We start from the raw sequence: 26,207 nt of genomic DNA on the forward strand, positions 1-26,207 counted from the left end.
CCGTGGCGGACCGACTGCTCACCGTGAATCAGGTCGCCGAACGCCTCGGCACCGGTCTCCGCTTCCCCCGCCGGCTCATCGAGGAACGCCGCATCACGTTCGTCAAGGTCGGTCGGCACGTCCGCATCCCCGAGAGCGCCGTGGAGGAGTACGTCAGTGCCCACACGGTGGCGCCGATCGTCCTGCGGCCCGCCTCGGCGTACTCGTACCGGAGGGCTGCCTGATGCCCGCCAAGCGCAAGTCCCGACGTGCCTTCGGTCGGATCCGGAAGCTGCCGTCCGGCCGATTCCAGGCTCGGTATCCGGGGCCTGACGGCGTGCTGCGTGCCGCTGATCAGACGTTCGCGACAACGACGGACGCCGATCGCTGGCTGGCACGGAAGCGCATCGAGATGGAGGAGGGCCGCTGGCTCGACCCCGCCGAGGGACGGACCACCGTCCGCGATTGGTCGGCACGATGGCTCACCGCGGTCTCCCCGCAGCTCAAGCACAAGACACAGGCGTCGTACCGGTCCCTGATCAACTCACTGATAGTTCCGGCGCTCGGTGATCGTGAGCTGTCCAGCCTTCGGCCGATCACCATCGTGGAGTGGGTCGGCGCGATGAAGACCCGTGGTCTCAGCGCATCGCGGATCAGGCAGGCCTACCGGGTTCTCTCGCAGATCATGCGGGCGGCCGTCGACAACGAAATGATCGGGCAGACCCCGTGCAGGGGCGTGAAGCTGCCTCGCATGCCGCAGACCGAGCCGCACATCCTCACCCCGCTGGAAGCCTCACGGATCGTGCGGAGCGCGACGAAACCGCATGACTTGCTGATCTCCTTGCTCGCCTACGCGGGTCTGCGGGTCGGGGAGGCGTTCGCGCTGCGGCGAGCGGACATCGATGTGTCGGGCGGCCTGGTCCTCGTCGATGAGAACCTGGCCGAAGCGAACGGCACCCTCGTCTTCGACACTCCCAAGTCCCATCAGAAGCGGGTCTTGCGGATCGGGCCGTCACTCGCGGCGCGGATCGGCTGGCACCTGGAGACGCTGCCCGGCGGGGAGGACGCTCTCCTCTTCGTCACGCCCGGCGGCAAGCCCCTGCGCTACAACCAGTGGCGCAAGGCGTACTTCGATCCCGCCGTGGCGGCTGCCGGGCTCACCGATGTCACGCCGCATGATCTCCGCGCCTCGCACGGGACGTGGGTCGCCGACAGGTACGGCGTGATGACCGCCGCGCACCGGCTCGGGCACTCGAACGCGAGCGTGACCACTCGGCACTACGCCCGGCCGGTCGCTGGTCGGGATGACCAGGTGGCGGAAGCTTCTGATACATGGTTCAGAGAGGAAGGCGGCGCTTCCGGGGCGCACTAGCCAATTAGGCAACCGCGAACTTGCAGACGTCCCTGGCCCCAAACGTGGGTAGGGGCGTCTTGCAGTGCGGCAACCGATCTCCGGTTGTTGCGCTCATCTGCTCGGTGATCACCAATCAGACACAGGCAGCCACTGCCAACGTCCTTTCGAGCAGGGTTGGTTCGGCGAGGTGGAAGTTCTGGTTCATCTTCTGCAGGTCCCGGCGCATCCCCCAACTGCGTGATGTCAATCACCAAGACCTTCCATCCCATTGAAGGGATGCGCTGGACTGGCACGATAGGTGGCATGGCCCGTGTGCACGCCATCCAGCGAACAGTGTGAACCTCAGCACTGGCTCAATTATTTGACCTTCTCGTGAAGATCGTTAGTGTTCTCTCTGTTCCGCGAACGCGGAACTCTGTTGAACGGGGATTTTCCAAGTGAAGACGAAGAATGCGGTTCATGCAGCGCTGCTGACCACTGCGCTCATAGCCGGCACGGCCATCCCGGCGTTTGCCGCCGGAGGTGCCAGCGACGGTACGGCTGCCGACCAAGCCGTGGCCGCTGTCCAGAAAGCCACCGGTACCACCGACATAGCGGGTGCTGGTACTCAAAGCCCGGTGATGACAACCGAGCGCGGTTCCGTGACCGTTTCCACCCCGACCAGCGCCGAGAAGCCGGTCAGTGTTGCGGCTTCCGACGGCTCCGCTGTCACGATGGCCCTGCCCGCAGAGGTCGACGCCGCAGGTGTCACGTCGGCTGCCGGCACCACCGTTTACCCGGATGCGGCAGCACACATCGACCTCGCCGTCCAGGCCACGGTTGACGGTGGCGCCCGTGCGCTGGTCACCCTCAAGAACGCTGCCGCCCCCACTACGCAGCGCTTCGACCTCGGGCTTCCCGATGGCGCCAGCCTCGTGGCCGATGGAGACGGCGGCTACGACATCGTGACGTCGGCCGGCGGGGCGGGTCTCGCCCCCCGTGGCCACATCGACGCCCCCTGGGCGAAGGATGCAAACGGCGACGCCGTGCCCACGAGCTACAGGCTCGACGGCAACACGCTCGTTCAGACGGTCGAGACCGGCCCTGACACCGCCTATCCCGTAGTGGCTGACCCCCACTACACGTGGGGCATCATCACCGGCACGGTGTACTTCAACAAGAAGGAAACCAAGCTCCTCGCTGTCGGGGGAACCGTGGTGTCGTGGCTGCCGAACCCCGCCGCGAAGGTGGGTGGCCGAAGCCTTGCGACCATCGCGGGTGGTGCAGCAGCGGTCGGCAAGTGCATCAAGTTCAAGGTCAACCCCTCACTGGCACTCCTTTCGCCTGCGGCAGCCATCAATGGAAGTGGCCTGTACAGCGGCAAGGCTGGCGACGGATACTGCAAGTAAGAACCGGCAGCCAGCGGGCCCGAAATGGGTAACGCTGCTGACTCTGGTGGCCGAAGAGGGAACTCGGCCTTCCGAATTTGAAAGGTTGCAGGATGGATATCCTTACCGTTCTGGCGGCGGCAGCTTTCGGCTCCACGGTGTATCTCATCGCCTTCTCGGCGGTCAAATGGCTCGACCGAAAGGATTCCAAGATCAAGGTCTTGGGCCTGATCCTCATCGGCCTTGCGCTGTGTGCCGTTGTCGGGATTGTCGCGGCTGGGAGCACGGGCTTCATAGTCGGGTTCGTAGTAGGTGGGGTTCTGACTCCACCTGTGCACCGAGCGCTGCACGGACGCATGCGGGTCGCTCGAAGCTGACCCGTAGGCCCTTACGCTGCCTCCTGTAGACCAAGGTGGGCATTTGGCGACAGCGCCTAGTCCGATTTGCGGAGCCCCCGCACACCATCGAGTGTGTGGGGGCTCCTTCGCCATGCCATGCACCGCAGTTGACGCCGTAAGCCGCGTCGAACGTGAGTGATCCTCTTTCACCCTCCCACAGAGGGTGAAAGAGGATCGAAACGTCAGCACAGATGACAGACGATCATGGGTACCGGAACTGCGCCTTGCTGTACGCGGTCGACGGTCGCTGCACGGATCGTCCGGCTGTGACAGTTGGTTACTGAGGTTGAACTCGTGATGTCGCTGGGTTGCTCAGGTGGGTCTGATGGTCAGGCCGGTCTCGGCGAGGCAGCCGTCTATGAGGTGGCTGCGGTATTGGATGTGGCGTAGGCCGTGTCGGATGCGCTGGACGAGGTGTTCGGGGGTGGAGAAGGCGACGTTGGAGAGCCAGCCGCGTCGTAAGAGGGACCAGATCCCTTCGACGGGGTTGAGGTCGGGTGCGTAGGGCGGCAGGTAGTAGATCGTCAGCCAGTCCCGGGAGGCGGCGAACTCCCGCAGCCCGGCGGCTTTGTGGACGTTCAGGTTGTCCCAGATGAGCACGATCGGCCCGCCGAGCTGCTGGTGGGCGGCGATCAGCAGGTCCCGGTAGTCGCGCCAGGAGAAGCTCTTGCGACTGTCGCGTCGGTCGTCGTCCCGGCGTGGCCGGTAGATCAGCCGGGACCGGTGGCCGGGCTTGTAGCAGGTCAGCGCGGCGATGGAGATGCGTCTGCGGGAACGGCCGCGGACACGCACCACCGGGGTCCGGCCGCGCTGGGCCCAGGTCCTGGCCTGCGGCGGCGTCATGGAGAAACCGGCTTCGTCCTCGAAGACGAGCCAGGCTCCACGGGCCGCCGCGAGTCTTCCGCGCACGGCCACACCTCCTTGACCCACCCGGCCACCGCCTCGTCGTCCCGCTCGATGGCGCGTCGGGCCGGGACCTGACAGGACCAGCCGTTGCGCACCAGGAGCTTGCGCACGCCCTGGATCGTGTAGGTCAGGTGGAAGCGTCGGCCGATCACCGTCTTCACACGGCTCAGGGTCCAGCGCTGGTCTTCCCAGCCATGCGCGGCCGGTCCCTTGGCCAGCTCCGCCTCCAACTGGGCGAACTGCTTCTCGCTCAGCCTCGGCAGCGATGCCGGGCCCTGTGACCGCAGAGCCCGCGGCCCGCCCTCGTCCCACATCCGCCGCCACCGCTGCACCGAGCGGACGCTGACCCGCAGGTCCCTGGCGATCACCGAGCTCGCCTCGCCCTGGGCGAACCTCTCGGCAGCCTTCAGTCGTAACTCCTCGCGGAACTGCTGCCGCTCGGCGGTCAGCCCGCCCCCTTGTGGATACCGCATGCCCCGGTGATACCGCACCGGCGAGGAGCCGTCAGCCCCTACGACACCACAAGTTCAACCTCAGTAGCAGACGTGCTCACGCTCTTGGGGCACGTGGGGGGCACGGCCTGCACTGCTCTGACGGCGGCGACTCGGCTTCGCTGGTCTGACCTGCGATGAAAGTTGGCAGGTCATCAGCCCGGCAGAGGTCTTGAAAACCGTCGTGGCAGCGATGTCACCGTGGGTTCAAATCCCACACCCACCGCAGGCGAAAGGCCCCTGACCAGTACGTATGGTCGGGGGCCTCTGCCATGCCCGGTCCCTGTCGTGTTCGACAGCAGCCCGAGCACCAACCGGCGGGCCCGCAGGCGGGGTTCGACCCGTGCGCATCGGTCGGCGATCCGGCCCACTGGCCACGTAGACACACGTGTACCTGCTGACGTCTGGTTCCGCAGGTCCCGGCGCAGCCCCCAACCGCATGACGTTACTCGCCAAGTCCTTCCTTCAGATCGGAGGACAGCGCTGAAGAATCTCGATAGATGACATAACCCGTGTACATGCCACCCTGCGGGCCGTGTGAGCCTCGGCATGTGCTCATCTTTTTGACCTTTTCGTGAAGATCGTTAGTGTTCTCTTTGTTCCGCGAACGCGGAAATCTGTTGAACGGGGATTACCCAAGTGAACACCAAGAATGCGGTTCATGCAGCGCTGCTGGCCACTGCGCTCATAGCCGGTACGGCCATCCCGGCGTTTGCCGCCGGAGGCACCAGCGACGGTTCGGCCGCCGACCAGGCTGTGGCCGCTGTCCAGAAAGTCACCGGTATCACCGACATCGCCGGTGGCAGCACTCAGGGCGCGGTGATGGAAACCGAGCGCGGTTCCGTGACCGTTTCCACTACGACATCGTGACCTCGGCCGGCGGTGCGGGTCTCGTCCCTCGTGGCCACATCGACGCCCCCTGGGCGAAGGACGCGAACGGCGACGCCGTCCCCACGAGCTACAGCCTCGACGGCAACACCCTCGTTGAGATGGTCGAGACCGGCCCCGACACCGCCTATCCCGTGGTGGCCGACCCTCACTACACGTGGGGCATCATCACCGGCACGGTGTACTTCAACAAGAAGGAGACCAAACTCCTAGCTGTCGGGGGCACCGTGGTGTCGTGGCTGCCGAATCCCGCCACGAAGGTGGGCGGCCGGAGCCTCGCGACCATCGCGGGTGGTGCAGCAGCGGTTGGCAAGTGCATCAAGTTCAAGGTCAACCCCTCACTGGCATTCCTTTCGCCTGCGGCGGCCATCAATGGAAGTGGCCTTTGCAGCGGCAAGGCCGGCGACGGATACTGCAAGTAAGAACCGGCAGCTGGCGGGCCCGAAATGGGAACGCGGCTGACTCTGGTGGCCGAAGAGGAAACTCGGCTTCCCGAATTTGAAAGGTTGCAGAATGGATATTCTTACCGTTCTGGCGGCAGCTGCTTTCGGCTCCACGGTGTATCTCATCGCCTTCTCGACGGCTAAATGGCTGGACCGAAAGGATCCCAAGATCAAGGTCCTGGGCCTGATCCTTATCGGCCTTGCCCTGTGTGCCGTTGTCGGGATGGTCGCGTCGGGGAGTACGGGCGTCATAGTCGGTTTCGTCGTAGGTGGGGTTCTGACTCCACCTGTGCACCGAGCGCTGCACGGACGCATGCGAGTCGCTCGAACCTACCCGTAGGCCTTTGCGCTGCCTCCTGTAGACCATGGTGGGCATTTGGCGACAAGGCATCGTCCCAGTCTCGGAGCCCCCGCACACACCTAGTGTGCGGGGGCTCCTTCGCCTTGCCATGCACTGCGGTTGACGCCGCAAACCCCCCACCACAGGTGAGAGAAGCAGCGGGTCAGGGGGCGGGTCTCCCGAACGGGGCCCGCCCTCCGCGTTCACGCTGTCTTACCGCGTTCCGCCTGTCTCCCGGCATCGACCAGCGCATCAGCGGCGCTTTCGGCGCTGCCCCTTCTTGCCACCGGTTACGCGCAACCGGTGGGCTTCGAACGGCCTTCCCAGGGCGGTGAGAACCTGAGCGAGATTCTCGGTGAGGCGCTGAGTGTCGGGGTGGTTCTCGCCCAGGACGCGGCGGCTACGGGCACGAGCGTCCCCGAGGATCTGTTCTGCTGCTCTGAACTCTCGCAGGTTGGCCAGGGTGGTGGCGAGGTTGTTGGCGGAGGTGAGGGTTTCGGGGTGGTCCGGGCCCAGGATGCGGCGGCGGTGCTTGATGGTGTCCTCGTGGAGGCGGCGCGCCTGTTCGTACTCCCCGAGGCTGTCCAGGGTGGTGGCGAGGTTGTTGGCGGAGGTGAGGGTGTCGGGGTGGTCCGGGCCCAGGACGCGGCGGCGGCGTTCGAGGGTGTCCTCGATGATGTGGCGCGCCGCTGCGTCTGTACCGAGATCGGTGGTGGCGTGGCCGAGGTACTGGGCGATGCCGAGGGTGTCGGGGTGGTCTTCGCCCAGGGCGGTGATCCAGAGGCGGTGAAGTGCGGCGGTCAGGTCGCGGGTTGCACGTGACTGCCCGCTCACACAGAGGTAGCGGGCGGCGCGGATGAGTATCGCGTGCAATGGGGGGTGCTGGGCGGCGGTGTGCAGGCCGGCGGTGAGGTGCGAGGTCAGGGCTGCCCAGGTCGGCCAGCCGACCGGGTCCACCGCGTCGCTCGGCGCGATGGCGGCCAGGAGGGTGGTGACGTCGTCCTCCGCCGCGGTGGCGTCGGCTTCGCCGGCGTGGTCGCGGACGATGGCCTGGGTGAGCCGGTGGACCTGGAAGGTCTCGTGGTCGACGCGGGCCAGGCCGGAGCGGGGCAGGTGCTGGAGCGCGCTCTGGGCCACATGAAGTCGTTGGGGTCGACGGTGAGGGTGGCCGGTCGGCCGACGGTGGTCTCCAGCCAGGCGGTGGGGATCGGGTCGGGACCCAGGAAGGCGGCCAGGCGCAGCAGTTCGGTGGCCTGGGGGTGGGCGTTGCTCAGCCGTGCGGTGGCGATGTCCACGGTCGCCGCGAGGTGGGCGGGGTAGCCGGGCGGGGCGCCGTTGGCCATGAGCCGCGTGGTCTTGTCGTTCAGCAGCTGGCGGTAGCGGTCCGGGGTCATGCCGGTGGTGATGACGCCGGCGGCCTGGGCAAGGGCGAGGGGAAGATCGCCGAGGCCGTCGTCGAGTGAGTCGGCCTGCTGCGTGGCGATGTCGGGGATCCGGGTGGTCAGGTAGGCCACGGGGTCGCCGCGGGGAAACACGTCGAGGCCGTGGCTGGGGACGAGGTCCTTCCAGCCGGGGTTGCGGGAGGTGATCAGGACGTGGCCGGGTCCGGTGGGCAGCAGGGTCTCGAAGGCGCCCGGTTCATCGGCGTTGTCCAGGACGATCAGCCAGCGCTCACGGGTGCGCAGGTGCTCGATCAGGGTGCGCGTGGTGTGGCCCGTCCCGGCCCCGGGGGCGGCGATGCCCAGGCGTGCGGCCAGCTCGGTGTAGTGGACGGGTATCTGGTCGGCCTGTTCGGCGTCGATCCACCACACGGTGTCGTACTGGCTGGCGAAGCGATGGGCGTACTCCAGGGCGAGCTGCGTCTTGCCGATCCCGCCCAGGCCGTGCAGGGCCTGAACCACCGCCTGCCGGCCGGCCAGCAGCGCCTCCCGAACCTGTGTCATCGTCACCTCGCGGCCGATGAGGTGAGGATTGCGGCGCGGTACGTTCCACACCTCCGGCAGGCCGGCACCGCCGGGCAGCCGGGGGACGGACGCCGCCGGCATCCACGCTCGGCGCCGCCGCTCCTGTCGTGCCGGGGAAGAGCGGGGCCGTGAGCGGGCCGGTGGGGCCCGCGACGGCCTCCCGCAGCGCGGTGATCGCGGCCTGTTCGTCCAGTCCGTGCAGATCCTTGCGGATCACCGCGGCCAGGATGTCGGGGACCTCGCCGCCGTCCAGGGGCTCGATCGTCAACGGCACGAGCCGGCGCCGCCGCGCCACGGCGGAGGTCCACTCCTCACGCGTCCAGCGCGCACGGTCGAAGTAGCTGCTCGAGAACAGCGCCACCACCGCGGTGGCGCGCCCCAGGGCACGGTCCATCCGCTCGACGAAGTTGTCGCCGGTACGCCAGTCCCACACGTCCAGCTCGACGCGGTGACCTGCCTCGCGCAGGTGCCAGGCCACCCACTCCGCCCACGCGCGGTCCGCTCCGACATAACTGACGAACACCGACTCCGCGGCCCCCGGCATCGCCCGCCCCCTACTGCTACTGCGTACTCAAGCCCCGCGCCCGCCGCGGATACCCCACCCATGATCCGGGCTGTTCGGTGGCCCAGGGCGTCAATCCGGAAACCCGGCCACAAGGTGCGGGCACCGAAGAGCGTCGACGTGCTTGGCGGCCCCGTACCGGGGCATCAGCCCGGTGACGCGATCGGTAAGGCGTCGTGAGGTGCCCGGTGTGCGTCGCCGGGTGGGAGTGAGGAGACGGTGGCTGTGGGCGATGTGTGGGCGTTCGGGCGGGACAGTGGCTTCGTCGTGGGGCAGGAGCTCGTGGGCTTCGACGTGGAGTCCACCGACGGGGTCATCGGGCATGTGGAGCGCCTGGAGGACGAGCCCGGCAAGCAGCACCTGGTGGTCGACACCGGGGTGTGGAAGTTCGGCAGGAGCGTGCTGATTCCGGCCGGGGCGGTGTCCGTCGTGGACGGTGGGGAGCGGAAGGTGAAGGTCGCGGCTTCCCGCGAGGAGATCAAGTCGGCTCCCCGGTTCACCACCGACAGTGAGACGACCGATCACGCGTATCTGGCCGAGGTCGGGGGGTACTACGTCTCCCTGCGGGGCTGAGCCGGCAAGGAGAACTCAGCGGTGCGGCCCCCTCCTCCGGCATCGGAGGAGGGGGCCGCACCGCTTCGCGGTCCCGTCGTGAACCCGCGTATCAGAGTCGTTCGATCCAGATGTTGCGGAACCTCGGGTTCTCACCGGGGTCCCCGTGGTCCTGCAGTTTGATGTGACCCGGTGCCGGGCCCTCCGGCCGACCCGCCCCCGTCGGTCCCGCGATGGCGACGTCCCTGTGGACCAGCTTCCCGTTCCACCGGAGCGTCACCCGCGCGTCCTCCACCTTCTTGCCGTCGCTGTCGAAGCGTGCCGCGCGGAACTCGATGTCGTAGCTCTGCCAGGTGCCGGACGGCTTCGCCGCGTTGACGTCGGGGGCCTTGCGCAGGTAGATCGAGCCGGCGTCGTTCGTGGCGGGTACGTCCACCCCGAAGGACTCCAGGATCTGGAGCTCGTACCGCTCCTGGATGTAGACCCCGCTGTTGCCCCGGGCCTGTCCGGTGACGTCCGGCGGGTAGTGGGGCTGGTACCACTCGGCGTGCATCCGGAAGTCGCCGTACTTCTCCTTCGTACGGATGTCACCGCCGAGGGATTCCATGGAGCCGTCCTCCGCCACCGGCCACGTCGCCGGACCGCCGTCGTTCGCCTCCCAGGAGTCCAGGTCCGTGCCGTCGAAGAGCGTGGTGCGCTTCGTCGGGGTGACGGTGAGGTTGTCGAGGTTCACATGGCCGTCGTCCTCGGGCTCGTAGGCGTACGTGATCGTGTTCGCGCCCTTCCGCAGGGGCACCGATTCGGTGTGGGTCGCCCATGTGTTCCAGGCGACGGTGGAGTCCAGCCAGATCTGCTTCCACCGCTCGCCGTTGACGTACAGGGTCATCGACCGGGGGGTGGGCTGCGGGTCGGCGTTCTGGCCGTTCGCGTACCGCAGGGCCAGGTCGTGCTTCCCTTTCTTGTCGGCGTGTACGGCGAACGTGGTGCGGGAGCCCGGCTCCCAGTTGTTGTCGATGAAGCCGGTGCCGGAGTAGCCGGAGTGGTTGTCGTTGAACTTGGTGCCGCCGGACAGGGACGCGGACTCCGCCTCGTACACCGGCGGCGCCTTCGAGCCGTCGGGCAGCGTGTTGAGGCTGTACCAGGCCTCGGTGCTCCACAGCTCCGCCCCGGACTCCGCGGCGAAGGGGCGCGGGGACTGGACGTGCACCACGTGGCCGGGGCGCAGACCGTCCATCTTCAGCGTCACGGTCTTACGGTCCTTGGAGAGCGTCGCCGAGGTGACGTCGAGGGTCTCCTCGTCGACCTTCGGACCGCCGTAGCGTGGAGTGGCCACGTAACGCCACTGCTGGGCTTCGTACTTGGACGCCAGGTCCTCGGCGGTCTCGGTGGAGAGCGGCTGCGTGTACTCGATCCGGAAGCCGCCGTCGACCGCCCGCATGGCGCGCATGTCGAAGGCCTCGTCGCCGGTGAGCGTGAGCTTCTGCAGGCCGAACTTGAGCTTGCCCTCCTGGCCCCAGTTGCCCGCGTCGCCGATGCCGCCGGCGTAGATCGCCCCGTCCGGGCCGAGGCTGATCCGGTTGACCCCGGCCTCCAGGCCCTGTGTCATCCGGAACACCGCGCCCTGGTACTCGCCGCCGACCTTCTCCAGGTAGGCCCGCTGGAGGCCGCCGTAGGTCACGTCGCCGAAGACCATCTGCCCGGCGAAGGGGCCCTTGGGCAGGAGGAGGGGGTTGCTCGGCGAGTTGGAGATCTCGCCGTGCGGCAGCCAGAGCACGGGTTCGGTCACCGGCTGGTCGTCGTACACGCCGTCCGGGTTCGTGTGGTGGTTGTAGAAGGCGCCCTGCTTGATCCGGACCAGCTTCGACGTCGGCACGTACGCGCCCTGGTTGTCGGTGGCGAAGATCTCGCCCTTCGGGCCCCAGCCGAGGCCGTTCGGCGTGCGCAGCCCCCCGGCCACGTACGACACCTTGCCGGTCTTCTTGTTGATCTTGAGGGTGGAGCCGCGGTTCGGCACGTTCTGCGGGTCCTGGGTCGCGCCCCCGGGGACCATGGCGATGCCCGTGCTGACGTAGAAGTGCCCCTTCTCGTACAGCAGCCCGAACGCGAACTCGTGGTAGTTGCCGCCGAACGGCCAGGTCGCGATCTGGCGGTACTCGTCGGTGACCTCGTCACCGTCCTTGTCCACCAGGGCGGTCAGGCCGTCCTTCTCGGAGACGTAGATCGTGCCGTCGACGTACTTGAGGCCCATCGGCTCCAGCAGGTCCTCGGCGACCAGCTTCTTGGTCACCTTCGACGGGTCGGTGTTCCCGGTGACGTTGTCGAGCAGGTAGACCTGCCCGAGCTCGCTCTCCCTGCTGCCGCCCCAGGTGCTGACGGCCAGCCGGCCGTCCGGCAGCCAGTCCATGCCGGTGACCTGCGGTTCGAAACCGTCGGGGCGCAGATCGGTCAGCGTGTAGTCGGGGTGCACCCCGGCGAGCGGCAGGCCGTCGCCCGGTGACTCGTCGATGCCCTCGCACACCTTGCGGCCCGGGGAGGTGACCCGGGTGACGTCGGCGTCGGTGCTCAGCACCGAGGTGGGGACGACGGTGTACGCGTCCGACCCGGGCGGCCGCCACTCCAGCAGGAGGCGCTGGTCGTACTCGCCGTCCCAGTGGTCGATGCGCAGCGCGTGATGCCCCTCGGTCAGCTCGGCCGAGCCCTCCTTGGGCTGGGCGCCGTGCTTGCCTCCGTTGTCGATGATCTGCGTGCCGTCGATGATCAGCCGGGAGCCGTCGTCGCTGGTGATGCGGAAGTCGTACGTCCCGGCCGACTCGACGTTCAGGTACGCGGTGACCTCGGTGACGAACTTGCCGCTCAGCCCGAAGTCGTCGGCGGTGGTCCAGTCGATCGTCTGCTTCAACTCGTCGACGTTGGGCGTCTGTCCGGGCTTGAGCGTGCAGAAGTCCTCCAGGGCCATCTGTACGTCGAAGACCCGCATGGTCACGCCCGGTTGCTGCGGCGGTATGTCGGGAGGCTGGGCGGCGGCCTGACCCTGGACGAGGGTGGAGAGGAACACGGCTGAGACGAGTACGGCCAAGCGCCGCATGGGCCTGCCTCCTTGGGGGCCGAGGCAGCCGGCGGTCGGTGGCTGACGGGCTGCCGCACAACAGTGAAGGGCAGCCCTCGCGGGAAAGGCAACAGGTCGGCAAGCGCTTTCTATTTTATCGTTGTACAGCCGACGGGGATGAGATCGTCGGCGCTTGTTTCCCTCCCTTGCTTTGACCTGCAGAAGTGCGAGATGCGGCGTCGTCGGATGGAGATAGAAAGCGCTGTCAGATTTTTGCCCTTCACGCCGCGCCGTTCGTCTCCTCGCCGCGCCTCGACGTCAGCCGGGCCGCCGAGGCGATCGCGGCGCGCGCCTCGTGTTCCGGCAGGCCCGTGCGGACGGCGGCCGCGGCGAGCGCGTCGGCCAGGGCGTCGCCGAAGCCGTGTTCGTACGCGCGGCAGGCCGCCCAGAACAGGCGGGTGTTGCGCTGGCCCTCGTGCGCGGCCAGGACGAACTGGATCAGGCCCTCGCCCCGGCGGTCCGGGGTGGGGGCCGCGCCCCTGGTGGTCGTGGGCGGCCGGCGGGGCCGGGTGAGGAGGCGGAGCAGGGCGCGGGGGCACGGGGCCGGGGTGAGGTGGGCGGTGCCGGGGGCCAGGCGGTAGCGGCCGTGGGCGGTGACCGAGCCGGGGCCGACCAGGTAGCCGCCGCTGCCGCGGATGTCGATGCCCGGGGCGAGGCGGCCGGCGGAGTTGGGGACCGTCGCGTCGGCGGGGCCGGTCAGCCAGAGGTGGCGGCCGCCGCTCGGGGTGAGCACCGTGACCGTCGGCGGGATCGTGAACAGGTGCTGGAGGGCCAGCTGCCGCAGTGCGCCCGCCGCGTCGCTGCCGTACGCCGGGTCGACGTCCAGGTCGATGCCGATGAGGCGGTGCGGCGCGCGTCCGCAGGCGATGCCGTAGCCGGTGGCCCGGGGCGCGGCGGCGAAGAGGGCGCGGACGGCCGCGGGGTCGGTCGTGGCGTCGTGCACGCCGTGTCCCGGCAGCCCGCACTCGCCCCGGCAGTGCGTCGGCGGCTGCTCGCCGTGGTGGGGGGAGCGCAGGGCGGGGAGCTTGGTGGCGGAGAGGGGGAAGACGGGGAGGCCCCGCCCGGCGGCGGCGAGGGCGTGGGCGAGGGCCAGGGTGGGGGTCTGCCGGTCGATGGTGGCCATGGAACAAGTTTCGTACATGTGTTCGAAGAAGGGAAGGGGGGTCGCGGGGAGGCGGGTGCTGGGCGAGTCGGGAGCGGGCGGTGCGGGTGCGTGGCGGAACGCTTCTTCTCCGGCGCGCCAGCGGGTCGGCGCGGTCGCCTCGCTGGCCTGGACTTTTCTGCGGCTTAGGAGGTTTATCCGGTCTTCGTCATACGTGAGGGGGAATCGGGGGGTGGTGAGGGATTCGCCGGGGATGTGCTGGGCAACTCTGGTCTCGCGACGTTGTGCACAGCACCGGGGTGGTCGGCCAACTCCCCCGGAAACAGCCGAAGATGAAGCCGCAATTCCGTTTTCTGGAGGAAATGACATGGCAAGTATCCGTACCGCTCGCGTCCTCGCCGCCGTCGCCGCTCTGCCCCTGACTGTCGCGCTCTGCGGCGGGGTCGCCGTGGCGGACAACGGCTCCTTCGCGAACGACGGATCGAACGCGGCCGTGGCGACGATCGGCGGCAGCGGTGTCGGCGGCAACAACTCCGGCAACTCGTCCACGACCCAGCAGCAGGCCGTCGGCGCCGGTGCGTCGAACCAGAACACGTCCGCCCAGGTGAGCAACTCGGCCTTCGTGCCGATCGACCAGTCGGACCACAGCGTCGCGGTGAACTTCACGCCCTTCTTCTGGTGATCGTTCCCCGGTGAACCGGTCGTCGGGACCTCCCGGGGGGTGGGTCCCGGCGTACTGAACGGCAGCCCGTACGGCGGCACTTCGGTGCCCTCGTGCGGGCTGCTCGTGTCTTGACAGGCGTTCAATATCTGACGGACAGTCAGATGTGTGGAGCGTGGGCCGCCGGTCGTCGGAGCGTCGCCGTGATGTCGGACTGCTGCGTTCCGGCCGTTGACCTGTCCGCAGCTCTGAAAGGCCCCTCCGTGCATCTCGCTCCTACGGAACGCCAGCAGCGACTTCGTATCGAACTCCGTTCGTATTTCCGTACGTTGATGGGCGACGAGGCCGCGCCGGGGAACGAGTCGCAGCAGCGTCGGCTGCTCCGGCGGATCGGTGCCGACGGGCTGCTCGGGCTCGGCTGGCCCGAGGCGTACGGCGGGCAGGGCCGCGGCCCCGACGAGCAGTTCGTCTTCTTCGACGAGGCGTACCGGGCCGGCGCCCCCGTCTCCATGGTCACGCTCAACACCGTCGGCCCGACCCTGATGGCGTACGGCACCGAGGAACAGAAGGCGTACTTCCTGCCCCGCATCCTCGGCGGCGACCTCGTCTTCGCGATCGGCTACAGCGAGCCCGAGGCCGGTACGGACCTGGCGGCCCTGCGGACCCGTGCGGTGCGGGACGGCGATGACTGGGTCATCGACGGCCAGAAGATCTTCACCAGCAACGCCCAGCAGGCGGACTGGATCTGGCTCGCCTGCCGTACGGACCCCGAGGCCCCCAAGCACCGCGGCATCTCGATCATCCTGGTGCCCACGGACTCCCCCGGCTTCTCCTGGACGCCGATCCCCACCGTGGGCGGGGTCACCACCACCGCCACCTACTACGACGGCGTACGCGTCCCGGCCACGAACCTCGTCGGCGATGAGCACGGCGGCTGGAAGCTCATCACCAGCCAGCTCAACCACGAACGCGTCGCCCTGGCCGCGATCGGCATGCAGGCCGAGGACTTCTACGAGGAGGCCCTCGCCCACGCCCGCGCCCCCGACCCCGCGACCGGGCGCCGCCGGATCGACGAACCGTGGGTGCGCGCCCGGCTCGCGGAGGCGTACGCCCGGCTCGCGGCGACGCGTCTGCTGAACTGGCGTCTGGTCGACGCCGTCGGCGCCGGCGCACCCGCCCCCGGCGAGGCGAGCGGGGTGAAGTTCGCGGGCACGGAGAGCGCGGTCGAGGTCTACCGGATGTGCCAGGAGGCCGTCGGCGAGACCGCCCTGCTCCGGGGCGGGTCGCCCGGCTGTTTCGGGCCGGACGGAGAGCTGGAGCGGATGAACCGGGCGGCCCAGATCAACACCTTCGGGGGCGGTGTCGGCGAGGTGCAGCGCGAGATCGTCGCGACGGCCGGGCTCGGGATGATCCGGGGCAGGCGATGAGCGGGGCGGGTGCCGAAGGCCGCCGGGCAGGAGCCGAAGGCCGCCGGGCGGGTGCTGAAGCCTCACGGCCGGGCGTCGCGGGCCCCCGGGCGGAGGCTGGAGCCCCTCGGTCGGGCGCGGCGGGGTCCGGGCCGCATGCCGGAGCCTTCCGGCCGGGAGCTGAAGTCCCGCAGCCGGGGCCCGAAGCCTCACGGCCGGAGTCCGCACCCCCGCGGCCGGACGCCGACAACGCCGAGCGCGATGAGCTGTACGCCCGGCTCCGCGCCTACGAAGGCCGTGCCGCCGCCACCGCCGGGCGGGGCAAGGACCTTGTCAACGAGCCGATGATCCGGCACTGGTGCGAGGCGATGGGCGACACCTCGCCCGCCTACCGGGGCCCGGACGCCGTCGCCCCGCCGACCATGCTCCAGGCCTGGACGATGGGCGGGCTCTCCGGGCACACGGACGGCACGGGGCGCTCCGCCGCGTACGACGAGATGTTCGCGCTGCTCGACGGCGCCGGGTACACCTCCGTCGTGGCGACCGACTGCGAGCAGGAGTACCCGCGACCGCTCCGGCCCGGCGACCGGATCACCTTCGACACGGTCATCGAGTCCGTCTCCCCGCGCAAGACGACCAAGCTCGGCACCGGCTACTTCGTCACCACCCGCACGGACGTGCACGCCGACGGCGGACTCGCCGGGACACACCGCTTCCGCATCCTCAAGTACCGCCCCGCTCAGCGGAACAAGGACGCCGAGCCGGCCCGGCGTCCCCGGCCCGTGATCAATCGCGACAACGCCGGGTTCTGGGCCGGGGTCGCCGAACACCGCCTCCTCATCCAGCGCTGCACCGACTGCGCGACCCTCCGTCTGCCCTGGCTGCCCGGCTGCAACGCCTGCGGCGGCGCGGAGTGGGACACGGTCGAGGCGGGCGGGGAGGGCACGGTCTTCAGCCATGTCGTCATGCATCACCCGTCGTTCCCGGCCTTCGCCCCGGACGGCGATGGCGGACCGTACGCCGTCGCGCTGGTCGAACTGGCCGAGGGCGTCCGCATCGTCAGCAACGTCATCGGGGTGCCGTACGACAAGGTCCGCGTCGGCATGCCCGTACAGCTGGAGTTCCTCGTGACGGACCCTGACCTCGAACTGCCCGTCTTCCGGGCGAGCGAAGGCGGTTGAGATGGACTTCACCCCGAGCGAGGAGCAGTTGGCCGCGCGGGGACTGGCCGCGCGGATCTTCGGCGACCTGTCCACGCACGAGCGGCTGACGGCGGCCGGTACGGGCACGGACGCGGAGCTGTGGAAGGAGCTGTGCGCGGCGGGGCTGCCCGCCGCCGTCGAGGACATCGGACTCCTCGGCCTCGTCCTCCTCCTGGAGGAGCAGGGTCGGACCACCGCCCAGGTCCCGTTCGCGGCCACCTGCGTGTACGGGCTGCTCGCGGTCGCCGGGCACGGTACGCCGGAGCAGTGCGAGCGCCTGCTGCCGGGTCTGCGCGACGGTACGGCGGTGGCGACGGGCGCGTTCCCGGCGCGGGGCCGCGTACACCTCGCGGAGGACGGTGCGCTGTACGGGGCGGTGCCCTGGGTTCCGTGGCTGCGCGACGCCACCCACGTGCTGGTGGCGGACACGGACCTGGCCCTGTGGATCGTGGAGGCGAGCGCGCCCGGCGCTGAGGCGCGCGCGCCGGGCGTGACCGTCGAACCCGTCGAGACGACCGCGCCCTGGTCCGCGGGACGGCTGGTTCTCGACGGCGTATGCGGGGAGCGACTGGGGAACGGGCCGGAGGCGTACGCGGCCGTCCTCGCCACCGCCCGTACGGCCTTCGCCGGGCTTCAGGCCGGGGTGTGCGCGGGCTCGCTCGCCCGCGCGGTCCACCACACCGTCACCCGCGAGCAGTTCGGGCGGCCGCTCTCCACCAACCAGGGCGTCCTGCTCCGCGCCGCCGACGCCCACATGGACACCGAGGCGATCCGCGTCACCGCGTACGAGGCGGCCTGGCGCCACGACGAGCGACGAGCCTGCGCAGCACAGGCGTTGACGGCCGCCTGGTGGGCCTCGGAGGCGGGCAAGCGGGTCGTCCACGCGGGCCAGCATCTGCACGGCGGCACCGGGGCCGACCTCGACCATCCGGTCCACCGGCACTTCCTCTGGGGTCGCCAGCTCGACGCGTACCTCGGCTGCGGCGGCGAAGTCCTGGAGGAGCTCGGCCTGTTGCTGGCGGACAGCACTCAGGGGGATGCGTCATGAAGCGGACGTACCGCGTCGGCGACGAGCTGCCGCCCCTGGAGATCCCGGTGACCCGGACCCTGATCGTCGCCGGGGCCATCGCCTCGCGTGACTACCAGGACGTCCACCACGACGCGGAGCTGGCCCGGGAGAAGGGCTCCCCCGACATCTTCATGAACATCCTCACCACCAACGGGCTCGTCGGCCGCTACCTCACCGACCACTTCGGCCCCACCGCCGTCCTCCGCAAGGTCGCGATCCGGCTCGGTGCACCCAACTACCCGGGCGACGTGATGCGGTTGACCGGCCGGATCACCGAAGTGGTCGCAGGTGAGCCGGCCGAAGCCGTCGTCCAGGTCACCGGTGACAACGGCATCGGCCGTCACGTCACCGGCACGGTCACCATCGCCCTCCCCGGCCCGAGCCCGAAGAGGTCCGGAACATGAGCATCCGCAGAGCCGACTCGCTCGGCGGGAAGGCCGCGATCGTCGGCATCGGGGCCACCGAGTTCTCCAAGGACTCCGGCCGCAGCGAACTGAAGCTGGCCGTCGAGGCCGTCCGCGCCGCTCTCGACGACGCCGGCCTCACCCCCGCCGACGTGGACGGGCTCGTCACCTTCACCATGGACACCAGCCCCGAGATCACCGTCGCCCAGGCGGCCGGGATCGGCGAGCTGTCGTTCTTCTCCCGGATCCACTACGGCGGCGGCGCGGCCTGCGCCACCGTGCAGCAGGCCGCCCTGGCGGTGGCGAGCGGCATCGCGGACGTCGTCGTCTGCTACCGGGCCTTCAACGAACGCTCCGGCCGCCGCTTCGGCTCCGGCGTCCAGCGGCGCGAGCCCACCGCCGAGGGCACGGCGCTCGGCTGGAACCTGCCGTTCGGGCTGCTCACCCCCGCCTCCTGGGTGGCGATGGCGGCCCAGCGCTACCTGCACACGTACGGGCTGGATCCGGAGGTCTTCGGGCACGTGGCGGTGGTCGACCGGCGGCACGCGGCGCGGAACCCGGCGGCGTACTTCCACGGGAAGCCCATCACGCTCGCCGACCACGCCGCGTCCCGCTGGATCGTGGAGCCGCTGCGGCTGCTGGACTGCTGCCAGGAGACGGACGGCGGCCAGGCCCTCGTCGTCACCAGCGTGGAGCGGGCCCGTGATCTGCCCCGGCCGCCCGCCGTCGTCGTCGCGGCGGCGCAGGGGGCGGGCCGGTCGCAGGAGCAGATGACGAGCTTCTACCGGGACGGGCTCACCGGCCTGCCGGAGACCGCCGTCGTGGCCCGGCAGCTCTGGCGCAGCTCCGGACTGTCCCCGGCCGACATCGATGTGGGCATCCTCTATGACCATTTCACCCCGTTCGTCCTGATGCAGTTGGAGGAGTTCGGCTTCTGCGGGCCGGGGGAGGCGGGCGGTTTCGTCGCGGCGGACGCCCTGCCCCTGAACACCCATGGGGGTCAGCTGGGGGAGGCGTACCTCCATGGGATGAACGGCATCGCGGAGGCCGTCCGGCAGATCCGGGGCACCTCGGTGAACCAGGTGGCGGGCGCGGCGAGGTCCCTGGTCACGGCCGGTACGGGTGTTCCGACGTCGGGCCTGGTTCTCGGCGCGGACGGCTGAACGGCACCGCCAGGGCCCGGGCGGTGCCGGGGGCTTTCGGGGGTGGACCCTGACGGAGGTGGGAAGGCCCGTCCACCTTCAGGAGGTTCAGGGCGGACACCCCCTACAACCTGAGGCGGACAGCGCTTCGGGACCTGGGGCCGATCCCTTCGGCGGTGCCCGCTCCTAGCGTTGGGTACATGACCACGCCAGTCTGCACGGGCGCCTCCAGGGCGGCCTCCGCCACCGCCGGACACCACCCCCACACGCCCTACGCGTCGTTCTCCTCGTACGTACGGGCCCGGGGACCGGTCCTGCTGCGTACCGCGCGCTCGCTCACCGCGAACCCGTGCGATGCGGAGGATCTGCTGCAGACCGCGCTCGCCAAGACGTACGTGGCGTGGGAGCGGATCGAGGACCACCGGGCGCTGGACGGCTACGTCCGCCGGGCCCTGCTGAACACCCGCACCTCGCAGTGGCGCAAGCGCAAGGTCGACGAGTTCGCCTGCGAGGAGCTTCCCGAACGGGAGGCCGTCCCGGCGCCCGACCCCGCCGAGCAGCAGTCGCTGCACGACGCGATGTGGCGCGCGGTGCTCAAGCTCCCGGACCGCCAGCGCGCGATGGTCGTCCTGCGCTATTACGAGGACCTGAGCGAGGCCCAGACGGCGGAGGTCCTCGGAGTGTCGATCGGTACGGTCAAGAGCGCCGTCTCCCGCGCCCTCGGCAAGCTCCGCGAGGACCCGGAGCTGGCACCGGTCCGCTGACGCCGTCTCCACCACCGACCCGGCGACGCCGGTCCGCCGGTTTCACGATCACGGAAAAGTCTCCCGCAACGCCCCGGTCAGGAATTTTCTCCCGCGAGTAGTGACATACCGCGTGGTATGTGCGCAGAATCAGCGGAACCCTACTGCCGCGTAGCGCCCACCGGGAGGACGCCGTGCTGAGCACCATGCAGGACGTACCGCTGACTGTCACCCGCATCCTGCACCACGGGATGACGATTCACGGGAAGTCGCAGGTCACGACCTGGACCGGCGAACCCGAGCCGCACCGCCGTACCTTCGCCGAGATCGGCGCCCGCGCCACCCAGCTGGCCAACGCGCTCCGCGACGAGCTGGGTATCGACGGCGACCAGCGGGTCGCCACGCTCATGTGGAACAACGCGGAGCATGTCGAGGCCTACCTCGCCATCCCCTCCATGGGCGCCGTGCTCCACACCCTCAACCTCCGGCTGCCGCCCGAGCAGCTCGCCTGGATCGTCAACCACGCGGACGACAGGGCGGTGATCGTCAACGGTTCGCTGCTGCCGCTCCTCGTGCCGCTGCTGCCCCACCTGCCGAGCATCGAGCACGTCGTCGTGGCCGGACCCGGCGACCGGTCCGCCCTCGCCGGGATCACGCCCCGTGTGCACGAGTACGAGGAGCTGATCGCGGGCCGCTCCACCACGTACGACTGGCCCGAGCTGGACGAACGCCAGGCCGCCGCCATGTGTTACACCTCCGGCACCACGGGCGACCCCAAGGGCGTCGTCTACTCGCACCGGTCGATCTACCTGCACTCGATGCAGGTCAACATGACCGAGTCGATGGGGCTGACCGACAAGGACACCACCCTCGTCGTCGTGCCCCAGTTCCATGTGAACGCCTGGGGCCTGCCGCACGCCACGTTCATGAGCGGCGTCAACATGCTCATGCCGGACCGCTTCCTCCAGCCCGCGCCGCTCGCCGACATGATCGAGCGCGAGCGCCCCACGCACGCGGCCGCGGTTCCCACCATCTGGCAGGGCCTGCTCGCCGAGGTCACCGCCAACCCCCGCGACCTCACCTCCATGGCCAACGTGACCATCGGCGGCGCGGCCTGCCCGCCCTCGCTGATGGAGGCGTACGACAAGCTCGGCGTCCGGCTCTGCCACGCCTGGGGCATGACGGAGACCTCGCCGCTGGGCACCATGGCCCACCCGCCCGCCGGCCTGAGCGACGAGGAGCAGTGGCCCTACCGGGTCACCCAGGGCCGCTTCCCCGCCGGAGTCGAGGCACGGCTGGTGGGCCCCGGCGGCGAACACCTCCCGTGGGACGGCGAGTCGGCCGGTGAGCTGGAGGTCCGGGGCCCCTGGATCGCCGCCGCCTACTACGGCGGGTCCGACGGCGAGCACCTGCGCCCCGAGGACAAGTTCAGCGAGGACGGCTGGCTGAAGACCGGCGACGTCGGCGTGATCAGCACCGACGGCTTCCTCACCCTCACCGACCGGGCCAAGGACGTCATCAAGTCGGGCGGCGAATGGATCTCCAGCGTCGAGCTGGAGAACGCGCTGATGGCCCACCCTGACGTCGCGGAGGCGGCCGTCGTCGCCGTACCGGACGAGAAGTGGGGCGAGCGGCCGCTCGCGACCGTTGTCCTCAAGGAGGGCGCCGCCGACGTCGACTACGAGGCGCTGAAGGCGTTCCTCGCCGAGTCGGGCATCGCCAAGTGGCAGCTGCCGGAGCGCTGGTCGGTGATCCCCGCCGTGCCGAAGACGAGCGTGGGCAAGTTCGACAAGAAGGTGATCCGCAAGCAGTACGCGGAGGGCGAGCTGGACGTCACCCAGCTCTGAGCCTCTGGTTTCACGTGAAACAGGGCGGGGGCGGTACGGGATTCCGTACCGCCCCCGCCCTGTTCTGCTGTACGCGGGTGCTCAGTTGGTGCCGATCTTCGCCAGCAGGTCGACGATCCGCGACTGGACCTCGTCGCTGGTCGACCGTTCCGCCAGGAAGAGAACGGTTTCACCCGATCCGAGCCGCGGCAGCTCCGCCTGGTCCATCCCGGCCGAGGTGTAGACGACCAGCGGGGTGCGGTTCAGCTGTCCGTTGGCCCGCAGCCAGTCCACGATCCCGGCGCGCCGGCGGCGTACCTGCATCAGGTCCATCACCACGAGGTTCGGCCGCATCCGGCCCGCCAGGTCGACGGCCTCGCTGTCCGTCGCGGCGCGCGCCACCTGCATTCCGCGCCGCTCCAGGGTCTGCGTGAGCGCCACCGCGATCTCCTCGTGCTCCTCGATCAGGAGCACTCGCGAAGGATGCTGTTCGCTGTCGCGCGGGGCCAGCGCCTTGAGGAGGACGGCCGGGTCCGCCCCGTACGCCGCTTCCCGGGTCGCCTGCCCGAGACCGGCGGTGACCAGCACCGGGACCTCGGCCGCGACGGCCGCCTGGCGCAGCGACTGCAACGCGGTACGGGTGATGGGACCGGTCAGCGGGTCGACGAAGAGAGCGGCGGGGAACGCGGCGATCTGGGCGTCGACCTCCTCACGGGAGTTCACGATCACGGGACGGTAGCCCCGGTCGCTCAGCGCCTGCTGGGTCGGTACGTCGGGGGCGGGCCAGACCAGCAGCCGGCGCGGGTTGTCCAGCGGCTCGGGTGGCAGCTCGTCGTCGACCGGGTGTGGGTGCGGCCGGTTGGCGACCTCGACCGCGCCCCCGGGCCCGTCCAGCGGCTCGGGACCCTCGGCGCCCTCGTCGGGCGCCCCTATGGCGTACGCACGCCCCTCCGAGACCGGCGGCGCGAGCAGCTGCCCCTCGCCGTAGGCGGCACCGGGCCCGCCGACCGCGTGCCCGGGCTGTCCGAGCTGGCCCGGCTGGGCGTGCTCGGGCGCCGGACCGTGAGGCGGGGCCGGGGGCTGGCTCTGCTGCGCTCCGGGCGGGGGTGTGGCCGCGTTCGTCGTCGCGGGAGCGGGCGTAGGTGTCGCTCCCGCCGTCGGCTGTGCGCCCCGGCGGTCCTGCTGCGCCGCGGCCTGCTGGCCCGGGGTGCGGTCACCCTCCGGCGGGGCGGCGAGCTTGCGACGCCGGCCGGCCCCGCCGAGACTCTGGTGCGGCTGGTTCTGCTGATGCGCGAGGTGCTGGGCGAACGGCACGCCCTGGCCCAGCGTGCGCACGCTGAAGGCCCTCCCCTGCGTCGAGTCGGGGTTGGTGCCCTCCGGCATCGGCTCCTCGGCGGGCAGCGGCTGCCGCCGCGCGTCCGCGGCCGGAACGCCCGGGTCACCGTCGGCCGGGTGCGCCCCGGGCCCGGTGACGGCGGCGACGCCGGTGGTGTGCGCGGTGTGCCCGGTCTGCTCGTTGTGCCCGCTGTCGCCCCAGGAGCCGGTCTCCGGGCCCTGTCCCGCTGCCGGTGCCGGACCCTGCGGGAGGCCGTTCCCGGAGGTGTCCGTCCCGGAGACACCCCGCCCGGGGACGCCCTGCCCGGAGGTCGCGTCCGTCTGCGGGAGGTGGTGCGCCGGGCCGACCGGGTGCGCCTGCGGAGGGGTGTGGCCGGCCTCCGGTGCGGTACGCGCGTGGCGGGCGCTCGCGTCGTCGTCGGGGCCCGCCGGGGCGTCGGGGACCACCGGCGCCCGGTCCGCGTCGGCGGGCGGCAGGGCGAAGGCGGTACGCGGACCGGCGTCCGCGGCGGTGCGCTCCTGGGCGGCGGCCAGCGCGCGCCGGGCCCGTCGGCCACCCGGCTGCTGGGCCGGGTCCGGGTGTCCGCCGTTGCCGTTGCCGGACGGGAGAGCGGGAAGGGCGGCGGGCTCGCCCTCCCGACGGGCTCGCCGTCCGGTGGGCGGAACGGGCTGCTGCGGATCCACCGGGACGCCCTGGGGCGGCACGGTCTGCCCGAGCTGCGGACGGCCGCCGCCCTGGGCGTTCTCGGCCGCGGTGACGACCGCCCCCTCCGAGGGCGCGCCGGGGGCCGCGGACGGGGCGGAGGTCAGGGCCAGCGCCTGGCGCTGCGGCTGCTGCTCCCGCACGGCGTTCCCGGTGGTACCGGCGCCCGTCCCGGGAGCGGTGTCCAGGGCCGCCTCGGCGGGGCTGGGACGGCCGCGCCGCCGCCCGGAGCCCTCGCCCTGCTGGGCCGGGATCAGCTCGGGTGCGTGCTGCTCCTCGGGCGCGGCCGGTCCACGGCGCGCGCGCCGACGCCCGGTCGGCTCGGCGACGGGCCGGTCGTCGGCAACGGGAGCAGCGGCATCAGGAAGGGCCTCGGCCGTGCCGTCACCCGCGCTCTCCGGCGTACCGGCCGGGCTGTCCAGGAACGCGTCGGTGGAGGACCTGCGCGCCCGCCGCCGGCCGCCGCTGGTGACGCCCGGCGCGCCGACGCCCTCCGGCGACGACGAGGACATCGGGGCGGCGGGCTCCGGCGACAGGCCGTTCCCGTCCGGCTCCGGGGGCGCGATCGTGCCTGCCGCCGCGCCGATGGGCACGTCGAGGACGTACGCGCTGCCGCTCATGCCGGGCATCTCGTGGGTCTGGAGGACCCCGCCGTGGGCCTGGACGATGCCGCGGACGATCGGCTCGTGCACCGGGTCGCCCCCGGCGAACGGGCCGCGCACCTCGATGCGGACGACGTCACCGCGCTGGGCGGCGGCCACGACCACGGTGGAGTCGACGTAGCCGCCCCCGGGGACGGCCCGGGTCTTGCCGGTCGAGTCGACACCGCAGACGTCCGCGACGAGATGGGCGATGGCGGTCGCGAGCCGGCGCGCGTCGACCTCGGCCTCGATCGGCGGGGCGTGCACGGCGAACTGGGCGCGCCCGGGGCCGATCAGCTCGACCGCCCCGTCGATGCCGCCCTTCACGATCCCCTCGATCAGGGCGGGTGCCTTGTGCAGCCCCTCCACGCCCGCGTCGAGGCGCTGGTAGCCCAGGACGTTGTCGACGAGCGTGGTCATCCGGGCGTACCCGGCGGCGAGGTGGTGCAGGATCTGGTTGGCCTCGGGCCACAGCTGACCGGCCGGGTCGGAGGCGAGCGTGGACAGCTCGCCGCGCAGCTCCTCCAGGGGCCCGCGCAGCGAACCGCCGAGGACGGCGGTGAGCTGGGCGTGCTGGGCGCTCAGGGAGGCGAGCAGCTCGGCCTGACCCTCGATCTCGGCGGCGTACCGCTCGCTGCGGTCGGCGAGCTCGGCGGCGTGCGCCTCCTTCAGCGACTCCAGCTCCTTGGCGTGCGCCTCCTTGAGCGCGGTGACCTCGGCGGAGTGGCTCGTGGTCAGCTCGGCGACGACGTTCTTGTGCTGGGCGGACAGCTCCTCGTACGGCCGGCGGTCGGTGAACGTCATCACCGCGCCGACGAGCTGGTCCCCGTCGCGTACCGGCGCGGTCGTCAGGTCCACCGGCACCTGGTCGCCGCTCTTGGACCACAGCACCTGCCCGCGCACCCGGTGCTTGCGCCCGGACTTGAGGGTGTCGGCGAGCGGGGAGTCCTCGTACGGGAACGGATCGCCCTCCGCCCGCGAGTGCAGGATCAGCGGGTGCAGCTCCTGACCGCCGAGGTCGCTGGCCCGGAAGCCGAGGATCTGCGCGGCGGCGGGGTTGACGAGGACCACGCGCCCGTCGGTGTCCGTACCGACGACGCCTTCGGACGCGGCCCGCAGGATCATCTCGGTCTGCCGCTGCGAACGGGCCAGCTCGGCCTCGGTGTCGACGGTGCCGGAGAGATCCCGGACGACGATCATGAGGAGCTCATCGCCGGTGTAGCTGGAGTGGATGTCGCTGTACGCGGCCTGTCCGCTGTCGAGGCTCGCGCTGGTGACCTCGACCGGATACTCGTGGCCGTCGGTGCGCCGCGCGGTCATCCGCGTGGGCTTGGTCCTGCCCTGCTCGTCCGCAGCCTCGGGCCGTCGCATCGACCCCGGGATCAGCTTGGAGTCGAACTCCGGCAGCAGATCGAGCAGTCCGCGACCGACGAGCGCGGTGCCCGGAGTCTCGAACATTTCGAGGGCGATGGCGTTGGCGTTGACGACCGTGCCATTGCAATTGACGAGCAGAAGCCCGTCAGGAAGGGCATCGAGTATGGCTGCGAGGCGAGCAGTGCCTCGGGACGGCCTGCTGCTCACGACGACGCTTCCTCCCTGATTACCGCACCTTGCCGACAGCGG

21 protein-coding genes and 1 pseudogene are annotated in these 26,207 nt (G+C 70.5%); 15 read left to right on the plus strand and 7 right to left on the minus strand.

What is annotated here, in order from left to right; all coding sequences use genetic code 11:
• Positions 1-2 precede the first annotated feature (2 nt).
• The 4 genes from WQO_RS17740 to WQO_RS17755 all read left to right on the plus strand — a co-directional run bounded on the left by WQO_RS17740 (position 3) and on the right by WQO_RS17755 (position 3,077).
• Positions 3-224 carry a helix-turn-helix domain-containing protein gene (locus tag WQO_RS17740; RefSeq protein WP_014155129.1) on the plus strand — a complete coding sequence of 74 codons (222 nt, stop codon included), beginning with the start codon at positions 3-5 and terminating at the stop codon, positions 222-224.
• Positions 224-1,351 carry a tyrosine-type recombinase/integrase gene (locus WQO_RS17745; protein ID WP_010060559.1) on the plus strand — a complete coding sequence of 376 codons (1,128 nt, stop codon included), beginning with the start codon at positions 224-226 and terminating at the stop codon, positions 1,349-1,351. Before WQO_RS17740 ends, WQO_RS17745 begins: the two co-directional genes overlap by 1 nt.
• Positions 1,352-1,770: 419 nt before the next feature.
• Positions 1,771-2,721 carry a hypothetical protein gene (locus WQO_RS17750; RefSeq protein WP_148660123.1) on the plus strand — a complete coding sequence of 317 codons (951 nt, stop codon included), beginning with the start codon at positions 1,771-1,773 and terminating at the stop codon, positions 2,719-2,721.
• 92 nt (positions 2,722-2,813) lie between these two features.
• On the plus strand, positions 2,814-3,077 hold the full coding sequence (locus WQO_RS17755; RefSeq protein ID WP_010060561.1) for a hypothetical protein: 264 nt from the start codon (positions 2,814-2,816) through the stop codon (positions 3,075-3,077).
• A gap of 333 nt (positions 3,078-3,410) precedes the next feature.
• Here the strand turns inward: WQO_RS17755 and WQO_RS37470 are convergent.
• A protein-coding gene (locus WQO_RS37470; protein WP_470433552.1) for an IS630 family transposase occupies positions 3,411-4,477 on the minus strand; the annotation gives its coding sequence in 2 pieces (ribosomal slippage) (positions 3,411-4,031 and positions 4,034-4,477; 1,065 coding nt in all).
• A gap of 657 nt (positions 4,478-5,134) precedes the next feature.
• On the opposite strand from WQO_RS37470, the gene WQO_RS17770 reads away from it, so the two are divergent.
• Positions 5,135-5,365, plus strand: a complete 231-nt coding sequence (locus WQO_RS17770; RefSeq protein ID WP_010064860.1) for a hypothetical protein — start codon at positions 5,135-5,137, stop codon at positions 5,363-5,365.
• Positions 5,362-5,805 carry a hypothetical protein gene (locus WQO_RS17775; protein ID WP_010064861.1) on the plus strand — a complete coding sequence of 148 codons (444 nt, stop codon included), beginning with the start codon at positions 5,362-5,364 and terminating at the stop codon, positions 5,803-5,805. The genes WQO_RS17770 and WQO_RS17775 overlap by 4 nt, the downstream gene beginning before the upstream one ends.
• A 613-nt stretch (positions 5,806-6,418) precedes the next feature.
• On the opposite strand, the gene WQO_RS36820 is transcribed toward WQO_RS17775, so the two are convergent.
• The 3 genes and pseudogenes from WQO_RS36820 to WQO_RS36830 form a co-directional block, all read right to left on the minus strand.
• A complete protein-coding gene (locus tag WQO_RS36820) occupies positions 6,419-7,123 on the minus strand; it encodes a tetratricopeptide repeat protein (protein ID WP_237274138.1) in 705 nt (234 codons plus the stop codon).
• Complete coding sequence (locus WQO_RS36825; RefSeq protein WP_237274139.1) at positions 7,087-8,109, minus strand: NB-ARC domain-containing protein; 1,023 nt, start codon at positions 8,107-8,109, stop codon at positions 7,087-7,089. The genes WQO_RS36820 and WQO_RS36825 overlap by 37 nt, the downstream gene beginning before the upstream one ends.
• A gap of 205 nt (positions 8,110-8,314) precedes the next feature.
• Positions 8,315-8,674: pseudogene (locus WQO_RS36830) on the minus strand (toll/interleukin-1 receptor domain-containing protein); the annotation flags it as partial.
• A gap of 243 nt (positions 8,675-8,917) precedes the next feature.
• On the opposite strand from WQO_RS36830, the gene WQO_RS17785 reads away from it, so the two are divergent.
• On the plus strand, positions 8,918-9,265 hold the full coding sequence (locus WQO_RS17785; RefSeq protein ID WP_010064862.1) for a PRC-barrel domain-containing protein: 348 nt from the start codon (positions 8,918-8,920) through the stop codon (positions 9,263-9,265).
• Positions 9,266-9,356: 91 nt separating this feature from the next.
• Here WQO_RS17785 and WQO_RS17790 read toward each other — a convergent pair whose 3' ends face one another.
• Positions 9,357-12,329: a 3-keto-alpha-glucoside-1,2-lyase-like domain-containing protein gene (locus WQO_RS17790; RefSeq protein ID WP_010064863.1), complete on the minus strand. Its 2,973-nt coding sequence runs from the start codon at positions 12,327-12,329 to the stop codon at positions 9,357-9,359.
• Between the two features lie 241 nt (positions 12,330-12,570).
• On the minus strand, positions 12,571-13,473 hold the full coding sequence (locus WQO_RS17795; protein WP_010064865.1) for a bifunctional DNA primase/polymerase: 903 nt from the start codon (positions 13,471-13,473) through the stop codon (positions 12,571-12,573).
• A 346-nt stretch (positions 13,474-13,819) separates the two neighbouring features.
• On the opposite strand from WQO_RS17795, the gene WQO_RS17800 reads away from it, so the two are divergent.
• From WQO_RS17800 to WQO_RS17835, 8 genes are all read left to right on the plus strand, one after another.
• Positions 13,820-14,134, plus strand: coding sequence for a hypothetical protein (locus WQO_RS17800; protein WP_010064866.1), 315 nt, complete (start codon positions 13,820-13,822; stop codon positions 14,132-14,134).
• Positions 14,135-14,376: 242 nt separating this feature from the next.
• The gene (locus tag WQO_RS17805; RefSeq protein WP_029182793.1) at positions 14,377-15,540 is read left to right on the plus strand and encodes an acyl-CoA dehydrogenase family protein; all 1,164 of its coding nucleotides are present in this window, start codon (positions 14,377-14,379) and stop codon (positions 15,538-15,540) included.
• Positions 15,537-16,700, plus strand: a complete 1,164-nt coding sequence (locus WQO_RS17810; protein ID WP_237274140.1) for a bifunctional MaoC family dehydratase N-terminal/OB-fold nucleic acid binding domain-containing protein — start codon at positions 15,537-15,539, stop codon at positions 16,698-16,700. Before WQO_RS17805 ends, WQO_RS17810 begins: the two co-directional genes overlap by 4 nt.
• 1 nt (position 16,701) lies before the next feature.
• Positions 16,702-17,769 (plus strand): acyl-CoA dehydrogenase family protein, encoded by a 1,068-nt coding sequence (locus WQO_RS17815; protein WP_010064869.1) that lies wholly within the window; start codon positions 16,702-16,704, stop codon positions 17,767-17,769.
• Complete coding sequence (locus WQO_RS17820) at positions 17,766-18,194, plus strand: MaoC family dehydratase (protein ID WP_010064870.1); 429 nt, start codon at positions 17,766-17,768, stop codon at positions 18,192-18,194. Before WQO_RS17815 ends, WQO_RS17820 begins: the two co-directional genes overlap by 4 nt.
• A complete protein-coding gene (locus tag WQO_RS17825; protein WP_058954022.1) occupies positions 18,191-19,357 on the plus strand; it encodes a lipid-transfer protein in 1,167 nt (388 codons plus the stop codon). The genes WQO_RS17820 and WQO_RS17825 overlap by 4 nt, the downstream gene beginning before the upstream one ends.
• Before the next feature lie 179 nt (positions 19,358-19,536).
• Positions 19,537-20,100, plus strand: a complete 564-nt coding sequence (locus WQO_RS17830; RefSeq protein WP_010064872.1) for a SigE family RNA polymerase sigma factor — start codon at positions 19,537-19,539, stop codon at positions 20,098-20,100.
• Between the two features lie 173 nt (positions 20,101-20,273).
• Positions 20,274-21,926, plus strand: a complete 1,653-nt coding sequence (locus WQO_RS17835; RefSeq protein ID WP_010064873.1) for a long-chain fatty acid--CoA ligase — start codon at positions 20,274-20,276, stop codon at positions 21,924-21,926.
• 81 nt (positions 21,927-22,007) lie between these two features.
• On the opposite strand, the gene WQO_RS17840 is transcribed toward WQO_RS17835, so the two are convergent.
• On the minus strand, positions 22,008-26,165 hold the full coding sequence (locus WQO_RS17840; RefSeq protein ID WP_058954023.1) for a response regulator: 4,158 nt from the start codon (positions 26,163-26,165) through the stop codon (positions 22,008-22,010).
• Between the last annotated feature and the right edge of the window lie 42 nt (positions 26,166-26,207).

Origin of the sequence: Streptomyces globisporus C-1027, assembly GCF_000261345.2 — a bacterium.
Classification (GTDB): domain Bacteria; phylum Actinomycetota; class Actinomycetes; order Streptomycetales; family Streptomycetaceae; genus Streptomyces; species Streptomyces pakalii.

What these genes read in the sequence shown, in the direction of transcription:
- WQO_RS17745 (WP_010060559.1), top strand. Translation starts at nt 224, where the DNA reads ATGCCCGCCAAGCGCAAGTCCCGACGTGCCTTCGGTCGGATCCGGAAG.
- WQO_RS17755 (WP_010060561.1), top strand. Translation starts at nt 2,814, where the DNA reads ATGGATATCCTTACCGTTCTGGCGGCGGCAGCTTTCGGCTCCACGGTG.
- WQO_RS36825 (WP_237274139.1), bottom strand. Translation starts at nt 8,109, where the DNA reads ATGACACAGGTTCGGGAGGCGCTGCTGGCCGGCCGGCAGGCGGTGGTT.
- WQO_RS17790 (WP_010064863.1), bottom strand. Translation starts at nt 12,329, where the DNA reads ATGCGGCGCTTGGCCGTACTCGTCTCAGCCGTGTTCCTCTCCACCCTC.
- WQO_RS17795 (WP_010064865.1), bottom strand. Translation starts at nt 13,473, where the DNA reads ATGGCCACCATCGACCGGCAGACCCCCACCCTGGCCCTCGCCCACGCC.
- WQO_RS17800 (WP_010064866.1), top strand. Translation starts at nt 13,820, where the DNA reads ATGGCAAGTATCCGTACCGCTCGCGTCCTCGCCGCCGTCGCCGCTCTG.
- WQO_RS17810 (WP_237274140.1), top strand. Translation starts at nt 15,537, where the DNA reads ATGAGCGGGGCGGGTGCCGAAGGCCGCCGGGCAGGAGCCGAAGGCCGC.
- WQO_RS17815 (WP_010064869.1), top strand. Translation starts at nt 16,702, where the DNA reads ATGGACTTCACCCCGAGCGAGGAGCAGTTGGCCGCGCGGGGACTGGCC.
- WQO_RS17820 (WP_010064870.1), top strand. Translation starts at nt 17,766, where the DNA reads ATGAAGCGGACGTACCGCGTCGGCGACGAGCTGCCGCCCCTGGAGATC.
- WQO_RS17825 (WP_058954022.1), top strand. Translation starts at nt 18,191, where the DNA reads ATGAGCATCCGCAGAGCCGACTCGCTCGGCGGGAAGGCCGCGATCGTC.
- WQO_RS17830 (WP_010064872.1), top strand. Translation starts at nt 19,537, where the DNA reads ATGACCACGCCAGTCTGCACGGGCGCCTCCAGGGCGGCCTCCGCCACC.